At 66.6% G+C, this 25,202-nt stretch carries 22 protein-coding genes; 9 read left to right on the top strand and 13 right to left on the bottom strand.

What is annotated here, in order from left to right; translation table 11 throughout:
* Positions 1 to 74 precede the first annotated feature (74 nt).
* Positions 75 to 899, top strand: a complete 825-nt coding sequence (gene ubiG / locus AN936_RS13805; protein WP_054588642.1) for a bifunctional 2-polyprenyl-6-hydroxyphenol methylase/3-demethylubiquinol 3-O-methyltransferase UbiG — start codon at positions 75 to 77, stop codon at positions 897 to 899.
* Positions 896 to 1,489, top strand: coding sequence for a YdeI/OmpD-associated family protein (locus AN936_RS13800; protein ID WP_054588641.1), 594 nt, complete (start codon positions 896 to 898; stop codon positions 1,487 to 1,489). The genes ubiG and AN936_RS13800 overlap by 4 nt, the downstream gene beginning before the upstream one ends.
* A 96-nt stretch (positions 1,490 to 1,585) precedes the next feature.
* Here AN936_RS13800 and AN936_RS13795 read toward each other — a convergent pair whose 3' ends face one another.
* The 7 genes from AN936_RS13795 to AN936_RS13765 form a co-directional block, all read right to left on the bottom strand.
* Entirely contained in the window at positions 1,586 to 2,257 is a 672-nt protein-coding gene (locus tag AN936_RS13795) for a glutathione S-transferase family protein (protein ID WP_054588640.1), read from the bottom strand.
* Between the two features lie 146 nt (positions 2,258 to 2,403).
* Entirely contained in the window at positions 2,404 to 2,844 is a 441-nt protein-coding gene (locus AN936_RS13790) for a hypothetical protein (RefSeq protein ID WP_054590296.1), read from the bottom strand.
* Positions 2,845 to 2,988: 144 nt separating this feature from the next.
* Positions 2,989 to 7,518 carry a glutamate synthase large subunit gene (gene gltB, locus AN936_RS13785; protein WP_054588639.1) on the bottom strand — a complete coding sequence of 1,510 codons (4,530 nt, stop codon included), beginning with the start codon at positions 7,516 to 7,518 and terminating at the stop codon, positions 2,989 to 2,991.
* 61 nt (positions 7,519 to 7,579) lie between these two features.
* Positions 7,580 to 8,755, bottom strand: a complete 1,176-nt coding sequence (locus tag AN936_RS13780) for a DUF2059 domain-containing protein (protein ID WP_234715573.1) — start codon at positions 8,753 to 8,755, stop codon at positions 7,580 to 7,582.
* 22 nt (positions 8,756 to 8,777) lie between these two features.
* Positions 8,778 to 10,220 (bottom strand): NAD(P)-dependent oxidoreductase, encoded by a 1,443-nt coding sequence (locus AN936_RS13775; RefSeq protein ID WP_054588637.1) that lies wholly within the window; start codon positions 10,218 to 10,220, stop codon positions 8,778 to 8,780.
* Positions 10,221 to 10,377: 157 nt separating this feature from the next.
* Positions 10,378 to 11,178 carry an undecaprenyl-diphosphate phosphatase gene (locus tag AN936_RS13770; protein ID WP_054588636.1) on the bottom strand — a complete coding sequence of 267 codons (801 nt, stop codon included), beginning with the start codon at positions 11,176 to 11,178 and terminating at the stop codon, positions 10,378 to 10,380.
* A 410-nt stretch (positions 11,179 to 11,588) separates the two neighbouring features.
* Positions 11,589 to 11,996 (bottom strand): MerC domain-containing protein, encoded by a 408-nt coding sequence (locus AN936_RS13765; RefSeq protein WP_054588635.1) that lies wholly within the window; start codon positions 11,994 to 11,996, stop codon positions 11,589 to 11,591.
* Between the two features lie 170 nt (positions 11,997 to 12,166).
* Here AN936_RS13765 and thrS point away from each other — a divergent pair, with 170 nt between their 5' ends.
* The 5 genes from thrS (at position 12,167) to AN936_RS13740 (ending at position 17,693) form a co-directional block, all read left to right on the top strand.
* Positions 12,167 to 14,170, top strand: coding sequence for a threonine--tRNA ligase (thrS, locus tag AN936_RS13760; protein WP_054588634.1), 2,004 nt, complete (start codon positions 12,167 to 12,169; stop codon positions 14,168 to 14,170).
* Complete coding sequence (locus AN936_RS13755; RefSeq protein WP_054588633.1) at positions 14,170 to 15,021, top strand: metallophosphoesterase; 852 nt, start codon at positions 14,170 to 14,172, stop codon at positions 15,019 to 15,021. The genes thrS and AN936_RS13755 overlap by 1 nt, the downstream gene beginning before the upstream one ends.
* A complete protein-coding gene (locus AN936_RS13750) occupies positions 15,018 to 15,698 on the top strand; it encodes an AraC family transcriptional regulator (protein ID WP_054588632.1) in 681 nt (226 codons plus the stop codon). The genes AN936_RS13755 and AN936_RS13750 overlap by 4 nt, the downstream gene beginning before the upstream one ends.
* A gap of 27 nt (positions 15,699 to 15,725) precedes the next feature.
* Positions 15,726 to 16,883, top strand: a complete 1,158-nt coding sequence (locus AN936_RS13745; protein WP_054588631.1) for a hypothetical protein — start codon at positions 15,726 to 15,728, stop codon at positions 16,881 to 16,883.
* 108 nt (positions 16,884 to 16,991) lie between these two features.
* Positions 16,992 to 17,693 (top strand): sulfite exporter TauE/SafE family protein, encoded by a 702-nt coding sequence (locus AN936_RS13740; RefSeq protein ID WP_054588630.1) that lies wholly within the window; start codon positions 16,992 to 16,994, stop codon positions 17,691 to 17,693.
* Here AN936_RS13740 and AN936_RS13735 read toward each other — a convergent pair.
* Both AN936_RS13735 and AN936_RS13730 read right to left on the bottom strand, forming a co-directional pair.
* On the bottom strand, positions 17,690 to 20,191 hold the full coding sequence (locus AN936_RS13735) for an ABC transporter permease (protein WP_054588629.1): 2,502 nt from the start codon (positions 20,189 to 20,191) through the stop codon (positions 17,690 to 17,692). The two genes, AN936_RS13740 and AN936_RS13735, sit on opposite strands and share 4 nt — an antisense overlap.
* Positions 20,192 to 20,890 carry an ABC transporter ATP-binding protein gene (locus AN936_RS13730; RefSeq protein ID WP_054588628.1) on the bottom strand — a complete coding sequence of 233 codons (699 nt, stop codon included), beginning with the start codon at positions 20,888 to 20,890 and terminating at the stop codon, positions 20,192 to 20,194.
* 18 nt (positions 20,891 to 20,908) lie between these two features.
* Here AN936_RS13730 and AN936_RS13725 point away from each other — a divergent pair, with 18 nt between their 5' ends.
* Positions 20,909 to 21,622, top strand: a complete 714-nt coding sequence (locus AN936_RS13725; protein WP_054590295.1) for an arylesterase — start codon at positions 20,909 to 20,911, stop codon at positions 21,620 to 21,622.
* Positions 21,623 to 21,673: 51 nt separating this feature from the next.
* Here AN936_RS13725 and AN936_RS13720 read toward each other — a convergent pair whose 3' ends face one another.
* The 3 genes from AN936_RS13720 to AN936_RS25085 all read right to left on the bottom strand — a co-directional run bounded on the left by AN936_RS13720 (position 21,674) and on the right by AN936_RS25085 (position 23,136).
* Positions 21,674 to 22,318 (bottom strand): MOSC domain-containing protein, encoded by a 645-nt coding sequence (locus AN936_RS13720; protein WP_054588627.1) that lies wholly within the window; start codon positions 22,316 to 22,318, stop codon positions 21,674 to 21,676.
* Positions 22,315 to 22,644 carry a YnfA family protein gene (locus AN936_RS13715; RefSeq protein ID WP_054590294.1) on the bottom strand — a complete coding sequence of 110 codons (330 nt, stop codon included), beginning with the start codon at positions 22,642 to 22,644 and terminating at the stop codon, positions 22,315 to 22,317. Before AN936_RS13715 ends, AN936_RS13720 begins: the two co-directional genes overlap by 4 nt.
* Positions 22,645 to 22,980: 336 nt before the next feature.
* Entirely contained in the window at positions 22,981 to 23,136 is a 156-nt protein-coding gene (locus AN936_RS25085) for a hypothetical protein (protein WP_158500094.1), read from the bottom strand.
* A 136-nt stretch (positions 23,137 to 23,272) separates the two neighbouring features.
* Here AN936_RS25085 and AN936_RS13710 point away from each other — a divergent pair, with 136 nt between their 5' ends.
* Complete coding sequence (locus tag AN936_RS13710; RefSeq protein WP_054588626.1) at positions 23,273 to 23,758, top strand: Lrp/AsnC family transcriptional regulator; 486 nt, start codon at positions 23,273 to 23,275, stop codon at positions 23,756 to 23,758.
* Between the two features lie 4 nt (positions 23,759 to 23,762).
* On the opposite strand, the gene AN936_RS13705 is transcribed toward AN936_RS13710, so the two are convergent.
* On the bottom strand, positions 23,763 to 25,163 hold the full coding sequence (locus AN936_RS13705; RefSeq protein WP_158500093.1) for a pyridoxal phosphate-dependent decarboxylase family protein: 1,401 nt from the start codon (positions 25,161 to 25,163) through the stop codon (positions 23,763 to 23,765).
* Between the last annotated feature and the right edge of the window lie 39 nt (positions 25,164 to 25,202).

The raw sequence follows: 25,202 nt of genomic DNA, 5'->3' as shown, positions 1-25,202 counted from the left end.
ATGGCAAGCGCGGCGGCGCCCGCACGCGGATAGATTTTCTTGCACGGGCGAAGTCATAGTGCCACATCGCGGGCATGACCGCCGCGACGATCAACCCGCACGAAGCCGCCCATTTCGGGGCGCTCGCCGCCGACTGGTGGGACCCGCACGGCTCGTCGGCGATGCTGCACAAGCTCAACCCCGTGCGCCTGTCGTACATCCGTGACCGGATCGACGCGCATTGGCATGTCGACGCACGCGAGCGCTATCCGCTGGCCGCGCGCACCGCGATCGACGTCGGCTGCGGCGCCGGACTGCTCGCCGAAACGCTCGCCCGGATGGGCGCAAAGGTCACGGGCGTCGATGCGGCGCCCGAAAATATCGCGGCGGCGCGAGAGCATGCGGCGGGGCAGGGGCTGTCGATCAGCTATTTTGCTGGTGAACTAGCCAATCTGGAATCCCTAATTCCGTTCGCATCGAGCGAAGTCGAGATGCCCATCGGTCAGGCACGAACGAGGGGTGTCTCGACTTCGCTCGACACGAACGGGAAGAGAGTGAAACGTCGGTTCGATCTCGTAACCTCGATGGAAGTCGTCGAGCATGTCACCGATCCCGCGGCCTTCATCTGCGAACTGGCGGCGCGGCTCGCGCCCGGCGGATTGATGATCCTGTCGACGCCGAACCGCACGATGCTGTCGAAGCTGCTGCTCGTCGAGGCGGCCGAGCGCGTCGGCGCTGTGCCGCGCGGGACGCACGACTGGGACCAGTTCCTGAAGCCCGAGGAGCTGACCGAGCTGCTCGAAAGTGCGGGGCTGGAGGTTATCGACCGCACCGGCCTGTCGCCGTCGCCGGCCAAAGGCTTCAAGCTCGGCGGTAGCGAGGCGCTCAACTATCTTGTCGCGGCGAGGCACGCGGGGTGAGCCGCGACCCGCGCGTCGACGAATATATCGCGAAGCGGCAAGCTTTCGCACAGCCGATCCTGAACCACCTTCGCGAACTGGTGCACAAGCACGCGCCGGGCGCCGAAGAGACGCTGAAATGGGGCGTGCCGCATTTCGTGCTGAATGGGCAGAATCTGGCCGGTATGGCGGCATTCAAGGAACATGCGACCTTCGGCTTCTGGCGCGACGAAGAGGTAACGGGATCGCCGCGCGATACCGGCGCGATGGGCAGCATGGGGCGGCTGGCGTCGCTCGCCGATCTGCCCGGCGACAAGGTGATGGCGGCGTGGATCGGGAAAGCCGCGGCGCTCTGCGCCGGGGGCAAGCCCAAGCGGCCGGCGCCGAAGCCGAAAGCCGCGCTCGACCTGCCGGAAGATCTGGGCACGGCATTAAAGGCCGATGCCGCGGCGCAAGGGCATTGGGACGCTTTTTCGCCCGGCAAGCGCCGCGACTATATCGAGTGGGTGCTCGAGGCGAAGCGCGAGGAAACGCGCGTCAAACGCATCGAGACGATCGTCGCGCAGGTTGCGGAGGGCAAGGATCGGAACTGGAAATACAAGGGCTGTTGAGTCCGTGTTCCCCGGCGAAAGCCGGGGCCCAGACTGCGCAGCGCTACATGGCATGGACTCCGGCTTTCGCCGGGGAACACCGACTTCCTCGCCGCGTCAAAAATCCACGTCCTCGTAATATTTCGGCGGCGTCACGATCTCCATCCGCTCGGCGAGCAGCGGCCGAAAGCTCGGTCGCGATTTCAGTCCCGAATACCAGCCCTTCGTCTGTTCGTGCCCGGTCCAGTCGATGCCGCCCAGATAGTCGGCGACCGAAATATGCGCCGCCGCGGTCAGGTCGGCGAGCGTCATCGTCGCGCCGGCGAGCCAGGTGCGGTGGTCGATCAGATAGTCGACATAGTCGAGATGGTTGTTCGCCGCCTTCATCGCCTCGCGCAGCGCACCGCCGTCGGGGGGCTGGCGGTGGACGATGCGCTTTTGCATCCGCTCGAACAGCAGCGGGCCGGTGACTTCATAGAAGAAATCCTGGTCGAACCAGGCGACGAGGCGGCGGATCTCGGCACGCTGCGCCGCGGTGCCGTTGATCATCGCCTTGCCTTCGACGGTTTCCTCGAAATATTCGGCGATCGCATTGCTGTCGATCAGCACCTGCCCGCGCCCGCCATCGACCATCACCGGGGTCCGCCCTGCCGGGTTCAGGTCGATGAACTCGTCGCGCCGTTCCCACGGCGATTCGCGCACCAGTTCATAACCGACGCCCTTTTCGCCGAGCAGCAGGCGAACCTTGCGCGAAAAGGGACAGAGCGGGAATTGATAGAGTTGCCACATAAGCTTGGCATAGCGGCAGCGACGCGTTCCGCGCAACGGCTATACGAACAACTCCGTCATCCCGGCGAAGGCCGGGATCTCGCTGGTGCGTTGTTGCGATCGGTCGAGACCCCGGCCTTCGCCGGGGTGACGGAAAATGAATGAAGTTACCGCCGCGCGGCGTCGCGTTCGCGTTCCCACTGCGCTGCCATGTCGCGCGCCATGCTCTTGAGAACGGGCGCATAGGCCGCGAGCGCCGAGGCGGCGTGGCCCGCCATGCGCGTCGTGGCGCGGACATCGTCGCCGAGGCGTTCGGCATAATAGGGATCGTCCTGCCCGGCGACTTCGCCGAGTGTCGCGTCGGGCGGGAGATAGGCCGCATCCGAGGTCGGATCGACGCGCGCGACGGCCTCGGCCAGCGGGCCGACGTTGAGCTTCATCAGCGCGCCGACCAGCGCGGTGACGGTATCGGCCATGCGATCCTGCGCGACCGGGTCGTTCAGCGTCGCGACGGTATCGTTCATCTGTCCGGCGGCGGCCGGCATCGGCGCCGCAAGCGCGAGCAGGGGAAGGGCGGCAAGGGCGATACGAAACGTCGAGCGGGTCATCGGCTTCATCCTTTCGAAGGACGCAGGTTCGAGCAATGCCGCGCCTTCTAGAGACCCGACGCTTTCGCTGCGCTGAACGTTAATCGGCCGTGCGACGAAATGCGGCAAGGCTGCGACAGGCTCCTTCGCAGGGAAGCGGCCGGCCTATTCGGCCGCGACGACCTTTACCTCTTCTTCGTTCAGCGAATGGGTCAGGCGGCTGATCATTTCCTTCGGGCAAACCTGCCAGAAACGACCCTTCCAGCGATCCCAGTCGGCAAGGATCTCGTCCGACCATTTACTGCCGGTGGCCTTGGCATGATCTTCGACCAGCGCCTTGAGCTCACTTTCCCAATGGCTGCTCGCGAGCCGCTGCCAGACGATCGATTCGCCGTTCGCATGCCGCTCGAAGCTGTCGTCGCTGTCGAGCACGAAGGCCATGCCGCCGGTCATTCCGGCGCCGAAGTTCGACCCGACAGGGCCGAGGATCACCGCGGTGCCACCGGTCATATATTCGCAGCCATTGGCGCCGCAGCCCTCGACCACGACGCGCGCGCCCGAGTTGCGCACCGCGAAGCGTTCGCCCGCCTGACCTGCCGCGAGCAGGGTGCCCGCGGTCGCGCCGTACAGCACCGTGTTGCCGACGATGCTGTTGTGCTGGCTGACCAGCGGGCTCGACACGGTCGGGCGCACGACGATGCGGCCGCCTGACAGGCCCTTGCCGACATAGTCGTTGGCATCGCCGAACACCTCGAGCGTGATGCCCTGGCAGAGGAAGGCGCCGAGCGACTGGCCCGCGGTACCGCGCAGGCGGACCTGCACATGGTTGTCGGCAAGCCCCTTCATCCCGAAGCGTGCGGTGACCTCGGCCGACAGGCGGGTGCCGACCGCACGGTGCGTGTTGCGGACATTATAGGTGAGTTGCATGCGCTCGCCGCGCTCGAACAGCGGCTTCGCGTCGTTCAATATCTGCGCGTCGAGGCTGTCGGGCACCGGGTTGCGGAAGCTCGGCCCCTGCGAGCGGCGTTCCTCGTCGGGGGCGTCGACCTTGGCGAGGATCGGGTTCAAATCGAGGTCGTCGAGATGTTCGGCGCCGCGGCTGACCTGACGCAGCAATTCGGTGCGGCCGATCACCTCGTCGAGGCTGCGGCAGCCGAGCTTGGCGAGGATTTCACGCACTTCCTCGGCGATGAAGGTCATCAGGTTGATCACCTTCTCGGGCGAGCCGGTGAACTTCTGGCGCAGCTTTTCGTCCTGCGTGCAGACGCCGACCGGGCAGGTGTTGCTGTGGCACTGGCGCACCATGATGCAGCCCATCGCGACAAGGCTGAGCGTCCCGATGCCATATTCCTCGGCGCCCAAAATGGCCGCGATCACGATGTCGCGCCCAGTCTTGAGCCCGCCGTCGGTGCGCAGCCGGATGCGGTGGCGGAGGCCATTGAGCGTCAGCACCTGATTGACTTCGCTGAGCCCCATTTCCCAAGGCGTGCCGGCATATTTGACGCTCGTTTGCGGCGAAGCGCCGGTGCCGCCGGTGTTGCCCGCGACGAGGATGACGTCGGCGTGCGCTTTGGCGACGCCGGCCGCGACGGTGCCGATGCCTGCGCTGGAAACCAGCTTCACGCAAACGCGCGCTTTCGGGTTGATCTGCTTGAGATCGTAGATGAGCTGTGCGAGATCTTCGATCGAATAGATGTCATGGTGCGGCGGCGGCGAGATCAGCGTCACGCCGGGCGTCGCATGGCGCAGCCGGGCGATGAACTCGGTGACCTTGAAGCCCGGAAGCTGGCCGCCTTCGCCGGGCTTGGCGCCTTGCGCGACCTTGATCTCGATCTCGTCGCACGCGCCGAGATATTCGGCAGTGACGCCGAAGCGGCCGCTTGCGATCTGCTTGATGTTGCTGTTGGCATTGTCGCCATTGGCATAGGGTTGATAGCGCTCGCTCGCTTCCCCGCCTTCGCCCGACACCGCCTTGGCGCCGATGCGGTTCATCGCGATCGCCAGCGTCTCGTGCGCTTCGGGCGATAGCGCGCCCAGCGACATGCCTGGCGTGACGAAACGCTTGCGGATTTCGGTGATCGCCTCGACGCTGTCGAGCGCGACTCCTTGGGTGGGATAGTTGAATTCCACCAGGTCGCGCAGATAGATCGGCGGCAGGTCGGCGACCCCGCGCGAGAATTGCAGATAGGTCGAGTAGCTGTCGGTCGCGACCGCGGTCTGGAGCAGGTGCATCAACTGCGCCGAATAGGCATGCGCCTCCCCGCCGGCGCGCTGGCGGTAGAAACCGCCGATGGGCAGGGTGGTGACGCGCGCATCGAACGCCGCCTCATGCTTCTCGACTGCGTTGATGAACAGCGACTGATAGCCTTCGCCGGAGATTTTCGCCGGCATGCCGGGGAACAGGTCGTTGACCAGCGCGCGCGACAGGCCGACCGCCTCGAAATTATAACCGCCGCGATAGCTGGAGATCACCGCGATCCCCATCTTGGCGAGGATCTTGAGCAGGCCGTCGTCGATCGCCTTGCGGAACCGCAGGAGGCAATCGCCCAGCGACAGTTCGCGGCCGAACAGGCCGCGCGCATGGCGGTCGGCGATCGCCGCTTCGGTCAGATAGGCGTGGACGGTCGTCGCGCCGACGCCGATCAGGACGGCAAAGGCATGGGTGTCGAGCACCTCGGCCGAGCGGACGTTGATCGAGGCATAGCTGCGCAGCCCCTTGCGGACGAGGTGCGTGTGGACCGCGGCGGCGGCGAGTACCATCGCCATGCCGACGCGCTTTTCGCCGATATTCTGGTCGGTCAGGAACAATTCGCTGCGTCCCGCGCGCACCGCATCCTCGGCCTCGCGGCGGACGCGGGCGATCGCTTCGCGGAGCGTCGAGGCGTCGCCGCCGGCCGCGAAAGTACAGTCGATATCGGCGACCGCATCGCCGAAATAGGCACGCAGCCGGTCCCAGTCGTCGCCGACGAGCACCGGCGAATCGATCGCGAGGACGTGATCGCTCTGTCCCTTTTCGTCGAGGATGTTGGCGAGGTTCGCGAAGCGCGTCTTCAGGCTCATCACATGCCGTTCGCGCAGACTGTCGATCGGCGGGTTGGTGACCTGGCTGAAATTCTGGCGGAAGAATTGCGCGACGTGGCGCGGCTTGTCCGAAATGACCGCGAGCGGCGTATCGTCACCCATCGATCCGACGGCTTCCTTGGCATCCTCGACCATGGGCGAGAGGATGAGTTCCATATCTTCCATCGTCAGCCCGGCGGCGACCTGGCGGCGGAGCAGTTCGGCGCGGTCGAAGATGGGCAGGCTCGACTTGCCGCCCTTCGGCAGGTCGGCCATGGTGCGGAAACCCTTGACGCGTGCAGGATAATCCTGCGCGTCGGCGATCAGATCCTTGATCGCGCGGTCTTCGTAAAGTGCGCCGTCGTCGAGGTCGACGGCGATCATCTGGCCGGGGCCAAGGCGGCCCTTCTTGCGGATGCTCGCTTCGGGCAGCAGCACCATCCCGCTTTCGGAGCCGACGACGAGCAGATTGTCGGCGGTCAACGTGTAGCGCAGCGGACGCAGCGCATTGCGGTCCATGCCCGCGACCGCCCAGCGGCCGTCGGTCATCGCGAGCGCGGCGGGGCCGTCCCACGGTTCCATCACGCTGGCGAGATAGGAGTACATCGCGCGGTGGTTGTCGGGGACGTCGCACTCGTTGGTCCACGCCTCGGGGACGAGGATCAGCTTTGCGGTCGGTGCGTCGCGGCCGGCGCGGCACAGCGCCTCGAACACCGCGTCGAGTGCGGCGGTGTCCGACGCGCCCGCCGGGATCACCGGCTTGATGTCTTCCGAGTGCTCGCCGAACGCAAGGCTCGCCATCTTGATCTCGTGGCTCTTCATCCAGTTCTTATTGCCGCGGATCGTGTTGATCTCGCCATTATGGGCGAGGCAGCGGAACGGCTGGGCCAGCCACCATTGCGGGAAGGTGTTGGTCGAATAGCGCTGGTGAAAGATCGCCACCCGGCTCTCGAACAGCTTGTTCATCAGGTCGGGATAGAAATCGCCCAGACTCTCGGCGAGGAACAGGCCCTTGTAGATGATCGAGCGCGCCGACAGGCTGCAGATATAGAAGTCGGCGATTTGCGCCGCGATCACCTTTTTCTCGATCCGGCGGCGGACGAGGTAAAGCTGCTTTTCGAACTCGGCGACCGACTGTTCGTCGGGCAGGGGGCCGGCGATCATGATCTGCTCGATCTCGGGGCGCGTGCGCTGCGCTTTGTCGCCGATCACCGATACGTCGACGGGTACCTGACGCCAGCCATAGATGGTGAAACCCGCGTCGATGATCTCGGCCTCGACGATCGTCCGGCATTCTTCCTGCGCGCCAAGGTCGGTGCGCGGCAGGAACACCATGCCGACGGCGAGGCGGTTCGGACGCACCTTGTGCCCCGACGCCGCGATGGCGTCATCGAAGAAACGCACCGGCAGGTCGACATGGATGCCCGCTCCGTCCCCCGTCTTGCCGTCGGCATCGACCGCGCCGCGGTGCCAGACCGCGCGCAGCGCCTCGATCGCCGCCTCGACGACGCGGCGCGAGGCCTTGCCATCGGTCGCCGCAACGAGTCCGACGCCGCAGGCATCGGATTCCATGTCGGGGCGATACATGCCGGTCTCGGCAAGGCGCGCATGGTCGGGGGTGGGGTAATGGGTCATGTTGCAGTCCTGATTTCGTTCTTACCGTCATCCCGGCGTGCGCCGGATGACGGCAGCGATGCTATTTCTTTTTCTTGCGGGCGTTTTCGACCGCTTCGTCGGCGGCTTGCTGCACCGCGACCGAGGCATTTTCATACGCGGTTTCGAGATCCTCGACGCGCTTCAGGTCGGCCGCCGACCAGTTGCTGCGGTCATAGGCGGGGTCTTCGACCGCGGCGTCAGCCGCCGCTGCGGCTGCGGTCGCCGCATCCGATGCCGCATCCACGGCATAATCGTCCGCGGCGGCGTCGGCGGCCGCATCGACGGCATAATCGTCTGCCGCGACCGCGTCTGTGGCCTCCATCGTGTCGGTCTTCCACATGTCGCGCTGCTCTTCCAGCGTCTTGACGTCGACCTTCATCAGCTTGGCCAGCTTCGACAATTCGGCATCGCTCAGGTCGGCGAGCTGCTTTTCCTTGGGCAGCTCCTTCATGTCCTTTTCGATCTGCGGCGCGCGATCGATGAACTTGCTGATCAGCGGCGGCATCGCCTTGATCACCGCCAGCATCACTTCGGGATCGGCCTGCAGCGCCATCCAGTCATTGCCGTAAGCGGTGCCGGTCGGGGTCGCGAGGAAGGCGTTGAGTTCGGTGAGCTGCGCCGCCGAGAATTTGCGCGCATAGGCCTTGGCCATGCCGGCGCGCATCGGCGGCTCCATGTCGGCGAGGACTTCGCTGATCAGCGGCTTGATCACCTTGTTGATCTGGTCTTCGCGTTCCTGGCGGTTCGGGTCGAAGACGTCGGCGATCTTGCCCTTGGTCGCTTCGTCGAGTGCGGCGATTTTCTCGCTCTCGACCCCGGTCTTGATCGAGATCATCAGGTCGGACTCGCCGCCCATCTCGCCCATGATGGTCTTGAACATCTTGCCGTAGAGATTGTCCATCATCCGCTCGAGACTGCCCGAAGGGATCAGCGCGCCCATCGTCGTCTGCGCGAGCGTCAGGCGTGCGGGTTCGACCGGCGGCAGGTCGCTGGTGTCGAACATTTTTTCGACGATTGCGATCGCCGCGTCCATCTCGCGTTCCATCTTCGCCTTGGATTCGGCGGCATAGGCTTCGCTATCGACGTCAGCGCTGTCCTGGCTTGCATCGACGACCACCTCGGCGGCGGGCGCTTCCTCGGGCGCGGCCTGCACGGCCGTACCCAGCGGCAGCAGCGCGATCGTGCCGGCGAGCAGCATCGTCTTGAACTTCGGCATCATGAATTTCCTTCCCTGTTGGTCATGCTGCCTTCTTTTCGCTTTTCGCTTTCGCTTTCAACCATTTCGACATCTGTTCGCTGACGTCGCGGCCGTCGCGGATGCCCCAGACGACCAGGCTGGCGCCGCGCACGATGTCGCCTGCCGCAAAAACGCCGGGCAGGCTGGTCATCATCGTCTGGTGATCGACGCGCAGCGTGCCCCAGCGGGTGACCGACAGGTCGGGCGAACCGAACAGCTGCGGCAGCTCCTCGGGATCGAAACCCAGCGCCTTGATCACCATGTCGGCGGGCAGGTCGAACTTGCGGCCCGGGTCGACCTCGGGGCTGCGGCGGCCGCTCGCATCGGGCGCGCCGAGGCGCATCCCGGCAACCGCGACTTCCTTGACCTGCTTGTCGGCGGTGAAGCTTTCGGGGGCGGAGAGCCAGACGAACTCGACGCCCTCCTCCTCGGCGTTCGACACTTCGCGCTGCGATCCCGGCATATTCTCGCGGTCGCGGCGATAGAGGCATTTGACCGACCTGGCGCCCTGGCGGACGGCGGTGCGGACACAGTCCATCGCGGTGTCGCCGCCGCCGATGACGACGACATGCTTGCCCTTGGCATCGAGGCTGCCGTCGTCGAACGCCGGCACCGCATCGCCGAAGCCCTTGCGGTTCGAGGCGACGAGATAGTCGAGCGCGGCGATCACGCCGTCGGCGCCATTGCCTGCGACATTGATCTCGCGCGCCTTGTAAACGCCGGTCGCGACGAGGATCGCGTCATGCTTCTGGCGCAGTGCGTCGAGCGTCGCGTCGCTGCCGACGTCGAAGCCGAGGTGGAAGTGGATACCGCCCTGTTCGAGCCGCTCGATGCGGCGCATCACCACGTCCTTCTCCAGCTTGAAGCCGGGGATGCCATAGGTCAGCAGCCCGCCGGCGCGGTCGTGCCGGTCATAGACATGCACTTCGTGCCCTTCGGCGCGCAGATATTCGGCGGCGGTCAGCCCGGCGGGGCCGGCGCCGATGATCCCGACCGACTGGCCGGTCGCGGCGCGGACATGCAGCGGCTCGACCCAGCCTTCGGCCCAGGCGGTGTCGGTGATATATTTCTCGACGCTGCCGATCGTCACCGCGCCATGGCCCGAGAACTCGATGACGCAATTGCCTTCGCAAAGCCGGTCCTGCGGGCAGATGCGGCCGCAGATCTCGGGCATCGTCGAGGTTGCGTTGCTGAGCTCATAGGCTTCGCGCAGCCGGCCTTCTGCGGTCAGGCGCAGCCAGTCGGGGATATGGTTGTGCAGCGGGCAGTGGACCGAGCAATAGGGCACGCCGCACTGCGAGCAGCGCGCCGCCTGCGCGTCGGCGTCGGGCGCGGCATAGCGTTCGGCGATCTCGCGAAAGTCTTGCGCGCGGTCTTCGGCGGAGCGCTTGTCCGGATAGGATTGTTCACGCTCCACAAACCGGAGCATGCGATCGGCAGCCATGCAGTTTCCCCTTCGTTGCGGGGCAAATGCATGGCCGGACCGGGGCTGTCACGATATTTATGCCGATTAGGGCAGTATTACTGACATTAATTCAGGGCTGGGGGAGAGAATTTTGTTCCCCACGCAACTATCTTTCGCAAATAGTAAAATATCGGCCCTATCTCATGGTGAGCCACACCAGCGCGGCGGCCCCGACAATGATTCGATACCAGGCAAAGGGCGCAAAGCCATAGCGGGTCACCACCGCGAGGAAGGCCTTGATCACCACCCACGCGACGACGAACGAGACGAAGGCGCCGAGCCCGATCAGTCCGAGGTCGTTCGAGGTGATCGCATCGCGGTGCCTGAAAAGCTGCAACGCCGTGGCACCGCTCAGCGTCGGCAGCGCGAGGAAAAAGCTGAACTCGGCGGCGGTCTTGCGGTCCACCCCGAACGACATCGCGCCGAGGATCGTTGCGCCCGACCGGCTGACCCCCGGGATCATCGCGATGCACTGGACAAGGCCGACCAGAATCGATTGCCGGGTCGTCACATTGGCCACCCCGCCGACATCCTTCGTCTTGGCAAAGCGCTCGACGAGCAGGATCGCGAAGCCGCCGATGATCAGCGCCCAGGCGACCACCACAGCGTTTTCGAGGAGCAGCTCGATATAGTCGCCGAACGCCAGCCCGAGGATGACGGCCGGGAAAAAGGCGAGGAGCAGGTTGCGGACAAACGCGATGGCGACGGGGTCGCGGCGGAAAAAGCCGGTGAACATGTCCCAGAACAGCTTCCGGTACAGCACGACGATCGCCAGGATCGCGCCCGGCTGGATCGCGATGTTGAAGATCGCCCAGCGCGATGCGTCATAGCCGAGCAATTCGGTGGCGAGGATCAGATGGCCCGTCGACGAGACGGGAAGGAATTCGGTCAGCCCTTCGACGATGCCGAGGATGATCGCGGTCAGCCAGATGCTCATCGTGCGTCACCCCGCAGTTCATGGCGCGCGGCCGGGGCGGGGTGGGGAAGCAGATGGGTGCGGGTCATGGGAATCCTGCGATGGCGATGGTCGGTCATATGCGAAAGGGCGTCCGGCCGATGCCGGGCGCCCTGTCCTGCATCGAGTACGCAGGAGAGGCCGACTTTTCCAGCCGCTATTTTGGGTGGGGGCGAACTTGGTTGGGGAAGCGCACGACGAATAATGGCTGGAAATGGCCGTAACTGGCGTGTGCCCCGGCGAAGGCCGGGGTCCAGGGCGCAAGTGCGCGGCGCCGGCTTTCCAACGCTCTGGACCCCGGCCTTCACCGGGGTACACAAAACGGGCAAACGTCCGCTCCCACCCCAAATCCGACAATGACATCAGACCCGCAATGTCGCTCATTTTCCGGGTCAGTTGACGCCGCGGTGACGCAGCCGCCAGTTGGCGAGATGCGCACCAGCAAGGCCGAGCGCGCCGAATGAGGTGAGCAGCCGGTCGGCTGCCGCGGGATCGGCGACCGCGATCCATCCCTCGTGCGCCGCGAGCCCGGCCGCGAGCAGGCCGAGCCCCATCGCGGCCGCGAGGCCCGGGGCGATGCGCCGGTGCCGTTTCCAGCCGTCGTGCATCGCGACCAGCGCCGCAGGGACGGCGAGCAGCAATATCGCGGCATGCACCCCTTCGGGCAGCGCGATCCAGCGGCTGAGCGCCGGGGCCAGCAGGATGATCAGCGGCAGCGCGAGACAGTGGATCAGGCAGGTCAGCGACAGGAGGATTCCCGTCAGGTCGGCAAAACGCGGGCGCGCGGCGGGGAAGCACATGGGATGTCTTTCGCGGGAGGGGTTCGTGCGCGAGATAATGATACAAAGTATCATTGCAAGGGCGATTGTGAATCCGCCCCCTTGCCGCCCATATCGCATGCTGGCAAAGGGGCGCAGTTTTGGCGCCTTTTCACCGGTGCCGTCCAACCGCCAGAAAGGCCGATTTTTCGATGTCCCAGATGATCCGTGTCACCCTTCCCGATGGCTCTGCCCGAGAAGTCGTGCGCGGGACTACCCCGGCGCAGATTGCGGCGGACATCGGCCCCGGCCTCGCCAAGGCGGCGCTCGCCGCAAAGATCGACGGCGAACTGCGCGATATCATGCGCCCGCTCGAAGAAGATACGAACCTTGCGCTGGTGACGAGCCGCGACGAGGCCGACGCGCTTGAACTCGTGCGCCACGACTATGCGCATGTGTTGGCGGAGGCGGTGCAGAACCTGTTTCCGGGCACGCAGATTACCTTCGGCCCCTCAACGGGCGACGGCTTCTATTACGACTTCGCACCGACTGCCGACCATGGCGCTTTCCGCGACGACGAATTGCCGCTGATCGAGGAGGAGATGCGCCGCATCATCGCCGCCGATCTTCCCTTGACGCGCGAAGTTTGGGAACGCGACGACCTGATCGCCAAATGGCAGGCCGAGGGCGAGAGTTTCAAGGCCGAATGGGCCGCCGAACTGCCGCAGGGCGAGGAACTGACCGTCTATCGTTCGGGTGACGGCTGGATGGACATGTGCCGCGGGCCTCACTTGGCGTCGACGGGCAAGCTCGACCCCGCGGCGTTCAAGCTGACGCGCGTGTCGGGCGCCTATTGGCGCGGCGACCAGAAAAATGCCCAGCTCAGCCGTATCTATGGCACCGGCTGGCTCAACAAGAAGCAGCTCGCCGAGCATCTCGTCCGGCTCGAAGAGGCCGCGAAACGCGACCATCGCAAGATCGGCCGCGAAATGGACCTCTTCCATCTGCAGGAAGAGGCGCACGGCAGCATCTTCTGGCACCCCAAGGGCTATCGCATCTACCGCGAGCTCGAGGCGTTCATGCGCCGCGCGATCGACGGCGGCGGCTATGTCGAAGTCAAGACGCCGCAGGTGATGGACGCGCGCCAGTGGGAGCAGTCGGGTCACTGGGGGAAATATCGCGAGAATATGTTCGTCATCCCCGACGAAATCCCGAACACCGAGGATGACGGTCCGATCATCTCCGACGATGCCGAGTGGATGGCGCTGAAGCCGATGAACTGCCCAGCGCACGTCCTGATCTTCCGCCAGGGGATCAAGTCGTACCGCGACCTGCCGCTGCGCATGGCCGAAATGGGCTGCTGCCACCGCAACGAGCCGCATGGCGCGCTGCACGGCATCCTGCGCGTCCGTCAGTTCACGCAGGACGACGGCCATATCTTCTGCCGCGAGGACCAGATCGTCGAGGAGGTGCGGACCTTCTGCGAACTGCTCGACCGCGTTTACCGCGATCTCGGCTTCGAGAAATATGCGGTGAAGCTGGCGCTGCGGCCCGAAAAGCGCTTCGGCACCGAAGAGATGTGGGACAAGGCCGAGGCCGAACTTCGCGAGGCCGTCGCGCGCGCCGGGATGGCGAACGACGATTATGGCTGGGAAGAACTGCCGGGCGAGGGCGCCTTTTATGCGCCGAAGCTCGAATTCCACCTGACCGACGCAATCGGCCGGACGTGGCAATGCGGGACGATCCAGTCGGACCGCGTGATGCCCGAACGCCTCGACGCCTCTTATGTGGGCGAGGATGGCGAACGCCATCGCCCGGTGATGCTCCACCGCGCGATCCTCGGCACCTATGAGCGCTTCATCGGCATCCTGATCGAGCATTTCGCCGGCCGCTTCCCGACCTGGCTGGCGCCGGTGCAGGCGGTGGTCGCGACGATCGTCAGCGATGCCGACGATTATGCGACGGATGCCGCCGAACAGCTCGCCGCCGCCGGCATCCGCGTCGAAACCGACCTGCGCAACGAGAAGATCAATTACAAGGTGCGCGAGCACAGCCTGCAAAAGGTTCCGTACCTGCTCGTCGTCGGCAAGCGCGAGGCCGAAGAGGGAACGGTCGCAATCCGCACCCTGGGGCAGGACGCCCAGCGGATCATGCCGCTCGCCGAGGCGGTCGCGCTGCTGAAGGGCGAAGCGACCCCGCCCGACCTCAGGGGCTGATGGCCGAGCCGCGCCGGCGCTGGTGGCGCTGGGCAGTGCTGCTCGCACTGCTTGGCGTGGCCTTGCTCGCCAAGGGCTATTGGAACGCGACGCGCGACCCGATCGTCCGCCACGCGACAGTCGCGGTGGGCGATTGGCCCGCCGGGCAGCCACCGCTAAGGCTGCTGCTGCTGTCCGATATTCACGTCGCGGGCCCCGACATGCCGCCCGAACGGCTGGAACGGATCGTCGGCGAACTCAACCGGCTGAAGCCCGACCTCGTGCTGATCGCGGGCGATCTCGTCAGCGAAAAACGTACCGCGACCCATATCTATACGGCGGCCGAAGTCGTCGCGCCGCTCGCCGGCCTGCGCGCGCCGCTCGGCGTCGTCGTCGCGCCGGGCAATCACGATCACTGGTTCAAGCCCGACGCGCTGCGCAGCGAGATGGAGAAGCTTGGGCTTCGCGTGCTCCAGAACGAAGCGATCAGGCGCGGCCCGCTGATCGTCGGCGGGGTCGACGACGATTTTTCGGGGCACGACGATATTGCCGCGACCTTTGCCGCGATGGACCGGCTCGGGCCCGGCGTGCCGTTGCTGCTGACCCACAGCCCCGACATCGTTCCCGACTTGCCGCGGCCGGTCGCCGCCGTCTTCGCCGGGCATACCCACTGCGGCCAGATTCGCTTTCCCGTCGTCGGCGCGATCAGCTATGTCTCGCGCTACGGCGACCGCTTCGCCTGCGGCGACATGGTCGACGGAAAACAGCGCGTCTTCGTCGGCGCGGGGCTGGGAACGAGCATTGTCCCGCTTCGTTATCTGTCTCCGCCCGACATATGGCTCGTCACCTTGGGTCCGGGCGGAAAGGAATGAGCGCTTTGCCCCAACTCGCCGAAATCGCCCGGCATGGGGCGCGGGAACGCCTGCCGCGCCATCGCCACGCCCATGCTTATGTAGCGCTGGTGCTGGGCGGCGGCTATGAGGAAGCCGGCGATCAGGGGCGGGTTGCCGCTGCTGCGGGAACGGTGGTCATCCATGGCGACTGGACCGCGCATCGCGACCTGTTCGGCCTTCGCGGGGCGCGGGTGCTCAACCTGCCGATCGCCCCCGATATGGTCCCGGGCGCCGGGCATATCGACGATCCCGACGCGGCCGCGCGCCTTGCCGAACGCGATGCCGCCGCGGCCGCCGATTATGTGCGCGATCATTTCCGCCCCGGTGCCGCTCTGCATTGCGACTGGCCCGACCTGCTCGCCGCTGCGCTCGCGGACGATCCCGATATCGCGCTTGCGGACTGGGCGGACGGGGTGGGGCTCGACCCGGCGTCGGTCAGCCGCGGCTTCATGCGCGCCTATGGCGTCACGCCGAAGCGTTTCCGGCTCGAGGCGCGGACCCGGCGCGCGCTGCTGGCGCTTACCGGTTGGCGCGGCAGTCTCGCCGCGCTCGCTGCCGACCAGGGCTTCGCCGATCAGGCGCATCTCGCGCGGTCGGTGGCCGCGATGACCGGTATGCCGCCGGTTCGGTTCCGGGCAAAGTCCGTTCAAGCCTAGGTCGCTGCCCTCGGGGTAGGTGGGGGCATGGATCGCCGTCTCTTCCTCGCCGCCGCGCTTGCCGGCCTCGCCGCACCCCCTCTTGCTCCCATTCGCGCCAATGCCGAGAGCCCGCCCTCGCGGACGCGATGGAAGGTCCGCGCCTCGGAAGGCTTCGATGCGCTTGCCTTTCTTGGCCCGCTTGCCGGAGGCGAGCTGTATCTGCGCTATTATGAGGCCGACGCCGATGCCTTTGCGCCGCGCCTGCCTGCGGCGATCCGCGCCGATATCGCGGCGCTGTGGCAGGAGGCAGAGACGGCCGGCTTCGGCCTTTTGGGACCGGTGCTGTCGGTGCTTTATTCGGGCGGCGACGACAGCAGTCTCGCGTCGCTGATCGCGGCATCGGCCGACCCCGAAACGCTGCTGCTGCCGGCCTATCGTGCCAGCAACAATTGGGACGAGAAGGATTGGCGCTGGTTCCTGTCGGCCGCCCCGCGGCTGAAGGCAGTGTTCGAGGCGATGGCGGACGCGGGTTTCGCGGCTTTCCGGGCCGAACGCACCGCCGGCCTCGACGCGCGTATCGCCGAACTCGGCCGCGATCTCGCCGCCTATGACGTGATCAGCTTGCACGAAAAGCTGACCGGCCGCAGCTTCGACCCGCAGATCGAGGTCGTGCTGCTGCAATTCTGCAAACCGCACGGCATCAAGGTGCAGGGCCAGACCTTCCTGCAGGCGGCCGACTGGAACACCGCGATCACCGTGCGCAACGCGGCGCACGAGATGCTCCACCCGCCGGTGCCGATGGATGGCGCGGCCGCCAAGGCTGCGCTCGCGCTGCTCGAAAAGGATGCGCTCGTCATGCGCGTCGTGCGCGAGCATGATCCGAAATGGGGCTACACCACGCTCGACGGCCTGCTCAACGAGGATCTGGCGCAGGCGCTCGACCAGCTTATCGGCGAGGCGCTGGGCGTCGGGCGCAATCCCGCCGATCGTTGGCGGCAATCGGACGACGGCATCCATGTGCTCGCGGGCGCCTTCTACGGCATGCTGCGCGACGATAAATGGATCGAGACCGGGGGTTCGATCGAAAACTGGCTCGCGCGGGCGGTCGACAGCGGCCGGCTGGCACCGGCGCGCCTGCACGCGATTGCGGCGCGCGTCCTCGAACGGCCCGCCGATCGTCTCTGGCCATTGATCGCGCCCTGACGCTCGGCTACGGCCACCCGCTGCAACTGGCGGGGACGAAAAATCGGCGCGATTGCTCTACAAAACCTGATCGGGTTACCTCCGCTGACGATTGCGGGTGCCGCGGCGATGACCTTTGGTGCGGCCTATGTCCGCGGGCTTACCGGCTTCGGCATGGCGATCATCCTCGTGCCGCTGCTCGGCCTGATCATCCCGCCGGGCGAAGCGGTGGTGATGGGCATCCTGCTGCAATTGCTGATCGGGCCGGTGGGGATCGGGCATATCGTCGCCGACGCCGACCGCTCGACCGCCGTGCCGATCGGGCTGGCCGCGATGGCGACGACCCCGGTCGGCATGTTCGTGCTCGACATGACGCCTGCCGACATCGCGCGGCTGCTGATCACCGCAGCGGCGGTTGTCGCCTTTATCGCGGTGCTGCTGCCGAAAAAGCCCGAAGGGCACCGCCCGGGCCGGCTGGCCGTCGCCGGAACCGGGATCGCGTCGGGCATTCTCACCGGCTTTGCCGCGATGCCGGGGCCGCCGGTCGTACCGTTCTATCTCCGCCGCCGCGTCGATCCGAAGGTCGCGCGCGCGTCGATGCTGATGATCTTTTTCATGACCGCCATCGCCGGCACCCTCGCCGCGCTGTGGGTCGGCATCGCGACCTGGCGGCTGTTCCTGCTGTCGGTCATCCTCTTTCCGCCGATGTGGCTCGGCAATTATGTCGGCGCGCGCCATTTCGGTCGCGTGCCGCCGCATGTCTGGCAGGCGATGGTTGCAGTCGTCCTCGGCATCGCCGCGGTGTCGGCAGTGGTGCGCCTGCTGAACTAGAGACTGCGCAGCGCCTGCGCGGGCTTGGCCGAGAGCAGCGGCCAGCTTCCCGCGATCCCGATCAGGAACGACAGCCCCGCGCCGCCGATCAGCGTCGCACCGACGATCAGCGGGTCGGGCGCGAAGCTGAAATCGAAGAGCTGCGTCACGACATACCACGCCCCCGCCAACCCCAGCCCGAGCGCGAGCAGCGCGAGGATCGACGCGAGCACCGCATATTCGAGGCCCTGCGCTCCCAGTATCTGGCCCCTCGTAGCGCCAAGCAGCTTCAGGATGACGCTGTCATAGACGCGCCGCTCGCGGCTCGCGGCGATCGCGCCGATCAGCACCGCAATGCCGGCAAGGATCGCGATGCTCGCCGCCGCGGCGATCGCCTGGCTCATCTGGGTAAGCAGCGTGGTCACCTGCGACACGACATCGCGCACCTGGATCAGCGAGGCTGACGGGAAGGCGCGCGGGATGCTGCGCGCGAGGTCGGTCTCGGCCTGCGGTCCGACCGCGACGGTCGCGACCATATTGTGCGGCGCCGCGTCGAAAGTGCCGGGCGAGAAGACGAGTACATAGTTCAGCCCGAAATTGTCCCATTCGACGGTGCGGAAGGACGCAACTTTGGCTTGCACCTCGACCCCCAGCACATTGACCGACAGCGTGTCGCCGAGCTTGAGGCCGAGCGAGGTTGCGACCTCCTGCTCGACGCTGACCAGCGGCGGGCCCTTGTAATCCTGCGGCCACCATTGTCCGCCGACCAGTTCGCTGCCGTTGGGCAGCGCCGGGCTGTAGGTCAGCCCGCGGTCGCCGCGCAGTACCCACGCGCCTTCGGGCAGCTCGGCGAGTTCATCGACGCGCTGGCCGCGAAATTCGGTGACGCTGCCGCGCAGCGCCGGGATCATGTTGATCTGCGCTTGCCGGTCGGCTCCGGTCACCAGCGAACGAAAACGCTCGACGCCGTCGCGCGGCACATCGAGCACGAAGAAACTCGGCGCGCGCTGCGGCACCGTACGGGCGATTTCGGCGGTGATGCTCGTCTGGATCGCGGCAAGCGTCACGAACAGGGTCAGCCCGAGCCCGAGCGCGACGACGAGCGCGCCGGTCGCAGCGCCAGGCCGATGGAGGTTGGCGAGCGCGAGGCGGAGCAAGGGGCGGCGCGGACGCGGCACGCGGCTCGCGGTGCGGCGGACGAGCCAGCCGAGCCCGACGAGGACGATCAGCAGGCCGACCGCCGCGGCGATGAAGCCCAAGGCGAACAGCGGCTCGCGCGCCGTCGCCACTGCCAGCGTCACGATCGCAGCAAAGGCCGCAGCCACCGCCACCAAAGTCCGCCGGTCGATCCGCCCGGCGCTGTCGACCGTCGCGCGGTAGAGCCCCGCGGCGGGCACATGGCGGGTTGCCGACAGCGGCGGCAGCGCAAAGGCGACGGCGATCAGCAGGCCGTACGCTGCGCTCACCGCCAGCGGCAGCGGATAGAGCGCAAAGCCCGGCCGCACCGGCAGGACATCGCCCGCGATCCAGCCGATCGCCGACGGCATCAGCGCGCCGACCGCCAGCCCGAGGACGATCGATATCGCCGCAACGGCAAGGATTTGCAGGCCATAGATGCGCGCGACGGTGCCGCTGTCGGCGCCGAGCACCTTCAGCGTTGCGAGCCCCGGGCGCTTGCCCGCAAGATAGCTCGCGACGCCGTTGCCGACGCCGATCCCGGCGATGACCAGCGCGGCGAGCCCGACGAGCGACAGGAACTGCCCCATGCGTTCGATGAAGCGCCGCGTGCCAGGCGCGCCGTTGCTGCGATCGGTGACGTCCCAGCCCGCATCGGGAAATTCGGCGGTCAACGCCTTGCCGACCGCTTCGGGATTGGCATCGCCGGCGAGGCGGACGCGATATTTGCTTTCGTAGAGGCTGCCGGGCTGGATGAGCTGGGTCGCCGGCAGATCGGCCAGCCCGATGATCGCCACCGGGCCGAGCGTGAAGCCTTCGCCGAGCCGGTCGGGTTCCTCGGCGATCACGCTGTCGATCAGGAACGCTTTTTCGCCGAACTTCACCCGGTCGCCGACCTTGAGGTCGAGGCGCGAGGAAAGGTCTTTGCCGATCCAGATGCCGCCCGGCGGCGGCGGCCCGCGCCGCGCGCCGCTGTCGAGGCGCATCGTGCCGTAGAGCGGATAGGCGCCGTCGACCGCCTTCAATTCGGACAGCAGCGCGTCGCCGTCGGGATCGTTCGCCATCGCGCGCAGCCGTACCGTCGCCGAAGCGGCGCCGGCGCGGCGGAAGGCCGCCATCTCGGCTTCGGTGGCTTGCCGCTGCGGCAGGCTTAACTCGATGTCACCGCCGAGGATCGTCTGGCCGCGCACCTCGAGTTCGGAGGTGATGCCGCGCGTCAGGCTGCCGATCGCCGCGAGCGTCGCGACGCCGAGGAACAGGCAGACGGCAAGCAGGCGCAGGCCGCGGATGCGCGCCGCAAGGTCGCGCCGGGCGATGCGCCAGAGGGTGGCGAGGGGCAGCACCTAGGCGGCCCGCTCTTCGATCCGCCCGTCGTGCATCACGACGACGCGGTCGCAATGTTCGGCGAGCTCGGGATCGTGGGTGATGATCAGCAGCGTTGCGCCGAGCGCGGCCCGCCGTGCGAAGATCAGGTCGATGATCGCATGGCCTGTCGCGGTGTCGAGATTGCCGGTCGGTTCGTCGGCAAAGATGATCGCGGGCGAACTCGCCATCGCGCGAGCGATGGCTACGCGCTGCTGCTCGCCGCCCGAAAGCTGGGCGGGATAATGCGTCAGCCGGTGGCCGAGACCGACCGCCTCGAGTTCGGCCGCGGCGCGCCCGAACGGATCGGCGATGCCTGCGAGTTCGAGCGGCACCGCGACATTTTCGAGCGCGGTCATCGTCGGCAGCAGGTGAAAGGCCTGCAGCACGATGCCGATCCGCCCGCGCCGCGCGCGCGCCAGATCGTCCTCGTCCATCGTCGCGAAATCGAGCTCCGCGACCCTGACCGTGCCGCCCCCGGCGCGTTCGAGCCCGGCGAGCACTGCCATCAGCGAGCTTTTGCCCGATCCCGAAGGGCCGAGCAGCGCCACCGAGGTGCCGGCGGTGACTTCGAGGTCGACCCCGCGCAAAATTTCGACAGGGGCCTTGTCGCTCCCCAAAGTCAGCGTCACATTATGGGCGGCGATCGCCAGATCAGGCGAAGGTCGGGTGTCGGGCAAGAAAAGGACCCTTTGGAAATGCGAACGGCCGGATGGCGCTCTTACACTCTATATGGTTGCGCGATTTTGCTTTGCCAACCACTCGCCGCATGCGGATCGGCGGAAAAGCCGGCGGCTTCGACGAACGAAGCGGCCGCGGCGAAGGCCACGCCGGCGATCCCCGCCGACGCGCCGCTGGTCATCGCCTTCGGCGACAGCCTCTATGCGGGTTACCAGCTCGGCCCCAGGGAAGGGCTGGCGCCGCAACTGCAAGCGGCGCTCGCCGAGGACGGCGTGGTGGTGCGGGTGCAGAATGCCGGCGTTTCGGGCGATACCACCGCAGCGGGGCGGCAGCGGCTGACCTATGTGCTGGGCAATGCGAAGACGAAACCGGCGCTGGTCCTACTAGGGCTCGGCGGCAACGACATGCTGCGCGGTATCGGTCCCGACCAGACGCGCGCCAATCTCGATGCGATGCTTGCCGAACTTAAGAAGCGCGAGATTCCTGTCCTGCTCACCGGCATGGTTGCCGCGCCCAATCTCGGCAGCGATTATGCGGCGAAGTTCAATCCCATCTATCCCGAACTTGCCGCGAAATATGACGCGAGCTTCTATCCCTTCATTCTCGACAATGTCGTGGGCAAGAAGGAGTTGATGCTCGGCGACAATATCCATCCGAACGCAAAGGGCGTGACGGTCGTCGTCGATGGCCTTGCGCCGCTGGTCGAGGATGCGCTGCCCGACGCGAAATAACCGACGTGCCCGCGGGAGCGTTAACCTGCGTCGTCTCGTTTGCGCTGCCGGTCAACCGAGCAGCTTCGCCGCCCGCGCGCGCCAGGTGGTCGCCAGCACCTCCATCGCGGCGAGCAGGCGGAGCGCCTCGGGCTCGCGCTTTCCGCCACCGCCGATCAGCAGCGCGAACACGCGCTCGACGCTCCACCCGGGCAGCGGCCGCTCGACCAGTGCCAGCGCGTCGCCCGCCGCGACCGCGCCTTCTTCGATCACCCGGTAATACCAGCCGCTCCGCCGCGTTATGACCACCGTCGCGGGCACCGTTGCCACGCCGAAGCGATGGCCCAGCTTCCAGCACGGTTGCCGGCCCTGGCTGATTTCGACCAGCGCGCTACCCAGCCGGTAGCGGTCGCCGATACACGCCTCGGTTTCGATCAGGCCTGCGGTCGAAATATTCTCGCCGAACGCGCCCGGCGCGGCGAGCAGGGCATGGTCGCCAAGTTCGCCCGACCACCAGCCGTAATGATCGCGCGGATAATGGTGGATCGCCTTGTCGACGCCGCCATGCACCGTCAGGTCGGCCTGTTCGTCGCCGTCGATCCCGAGCAAGCCGACGTGCAGGGCGCCGTCGACCGGGCGCTTGGCGATCGCGCTCGCTTCGTCGCCGCGAAAGGCACGCGCCTTGCCGGTCAGCACCGCATCGATCGCATAGCTCATGCCGCGGCACCCCGCGGCCCGAACAGGATGATCGCCGCGCCGCCGAGGCAGATGACGGCACCGATCAGGTCCCATCGATCAGGCTTTGTACCCTCGACCGCCCACAGCCAGAGGAGCGCGGAGACGATATAGACACCGCCATAGGCGGCATAGGTGCGCCCCGCACGGTCGGAATCGACGAGCGTCAGCAGCCACGCGAACAGCGCCAGCGAGGCCATGCCCGGTACGATCCACCACACCGATTTGTCGAGCCGCAGCCACGCCCAGAAGGCGAAGCAACCGGCGATTTCGGCAAGCGCCGCTCCGATATAGGCCAATGCGGTCATGCGGGCACCGTGGCGGCGGCGGGGCGGAAAGAAAAGCGGATTATGCATGATCCGCCGTTCTCGTCCGGAATGAGGGAATGTCTTGAAGCGGCCGGGAGCGGACACGTCCCTCTTCGTCACCCCGGGCTTGACCCGGGGCCTGCCTTTTCTTTGATCCGGCGTCGAAAGAAGGAAGGCGGGTCCCGGGTCAAGCCCGGGATGACGACTTAACAAGCGGCAACTCACCGCCCCAAAAGCCGACAATCGCCGATGGCGATTTACTCCAGGATTACCGACAACAAAAAAGGGCGGCGCCGATGGCTGCCGCCCTTTTCCTTCGGGAAAGCCTCGCGGCGCTCAGACGGCGCAGCCGCCCTGTTCGCGCGAGCGGCGCGGTGCGGCCGCGCTGCGCTTCCACGGTGCGGCGTACTGGATCGCCACCGCGGCGGCGGATGCTTCGGTAACGGCGGTCCAGGCCCGGCCAAGCCAATTGCTTTCGTGATGATGGTTCATGTTTTTTCTCCTGCCGTCCGGGCCGCAGGGGAGGGAGAGAGGCAGCCCGGACGCGGTCCTTTTACGCCGCCCGGAACGGCTATTGGCGCCAAAATTCATCGTGCGGGCGACCAAATTTAGCGCTAAATACGAAATCATGCGAAAAATGATCGATCTCGACCGATTCGACCGGCGTTTGCTGGAAGAGGTGCGGCGCGACAATCTCCAGCCTGCCCGCATTCTTGCCGACAAGGTCGGCCTGTCGGTTTCGGCGGTGCTTCGCCGGCTCCGGCGCCTGCGCGAGGAAAAGGTGATCGTTGCCGACATCGCGGTGGTCAACCCGGCGCTGACCGGATCGGCGCTGACCATGCATGTGCTCGTCCAGATGCAGCAGGCGGGGCCGCAGACGATGGACGGCTTCGCGCGCGAGATCGTCCATCATCCCGAAGTGACCGGCGCGTGGGATGTCACCGGCGACGATGATTTCCTGCTCCGGGTGCAGGTCGGGGCGATGGAGGAATATGACGCGTTCACCCGCCGCGCGCTCGGCGAGGACAAGGGCGTCCATTCGTTCACGACGCTCATCACGATCCGCAACATCATCGAAAACGACGTGGCGCGCCGCCCGCTGCGCGACCGCTGAAGATTCAGGCCCGGATTGCTGCCGCGATCGCTTGCGCGCGCGTATCCAGTTCGGCGACCATCGCCCGGATGTCGTCGGCGGTCGCATCCGGACTGATCGTGCACGCGCGGAGGACGACGGCATCGTCGAGCCGCGTCGTCAGCGGCGCCGCGACATTGTCGTCGATCATGCGCCGCGCGATCGCCGTGTTGAGCGCGTCGAGTTCGCTGCCATCATATCCCGGCGGCTCGTACCGGAAGGTGACGATGCCGAGCTGCGCAGGCGAAACGATCCGCCAGTGCGGGCGCTCCCCCAGCGCTTCCGCCAGCGTCTCGGCGAGCATGAAACCATGGTCGATCGCTTCGCCGACCGCACGCTCGCCCATGACCTGCAGCGTGAACCACAGCTTCATCGCGCGCGCGGGTCGGGTGAGTTCGACGCCATAGTCCCAGAAGTTTGGCGTCTCGTCGCCCGCCGCCGCATCCTGCAGATATTCGGCGCTGGTGGCGAAGCTTTCGAGCAGATGGCGCCGGTCGCGGACCAGCACCATGCCGCAGCAATAGGTCTGGAACAGCCATTTGTGCGCGTCCCAAGACAGGCTGTCGGCGCGGGCGAGCCCGTCGACCAGCGCCCGGTGGCGGCCCGACAATACCACCGATGCACCATAAGCGCCGTCGACATGCAGCCATAGCCGCTCGCGCGCCGCAAGGTCGGCGATGGCGTGCAGATCGTCAATGCTACCGGTGTTCGTCGTGCCGCAGCTTGCCACGACCGCGAACGGCGCCCGGCCGGCCGCGCGATCCGTCGCGATGGCCTCGCCGAGCGCCGCGATGTCGAGCCGCCGCTCGGCATCGACCGCCACCTTGCGGATCTGCTCTGGCAGGAAACCCAGCACGCGCAGCCCCTTCGCCACCGACGAATGCGTCTGCGTCGAGACATAGGCGACGCCGCGATGGCGCTCTTCGGGAGGCAGCATGCGATCGCGCGCCAGCATCAACCCCGTGAGGTTCGCCATCGATCCGCCCGAAACGAACAGTCCGCCCGCGCTGTCCGGCAAGCCGGCGCGTTCGGCCAGCCAGGCGATCAGGCCCTGTTCGATGGCGGCAGGCCCCGAGCTCTGCATCCAGCTTCCGGCATGGGCATTGTAACCGCTGGCAAGGAGTTCGCCGACCAGCGACAGCGGCGAAGCGGGCGAGGGGATAAAGCCGTAGAAGCGCGGATGGTCCATGCGAACGCGGTGCGCAAAGATCCGTTCGGCGTCGCCCACCACTTCGGCAATCGCCCGTCCGGCCCCCGGCGCCGCCAGCGCGCGGAAGGCGGCAGCTTCTTCGGGCGAGGCGATCGACACGATCGTTTCGCGCCGCGCGCGATCGGCCGCGATCCGGTCCAGCGCTCCGCGCGCGGCGCCCCAAATATCGTCGTTCATCATCGAAAACCCTGTATCGTATCCATACACAAGTGTCTG

Source organism: Sphingopyxis macrogoltabida (assembly GCF_001307295.1).
GTDB lineage: Bacteria > Pseudomonadota > Alphaproteobacteria > Sphingomonadales > Sphingomonadaceae > Sphingopyxis > Sphingopyxis macrogoltabida_B.
This window is presented reverse-complemented; position numbering and strand designations above follow the sequence as displayed.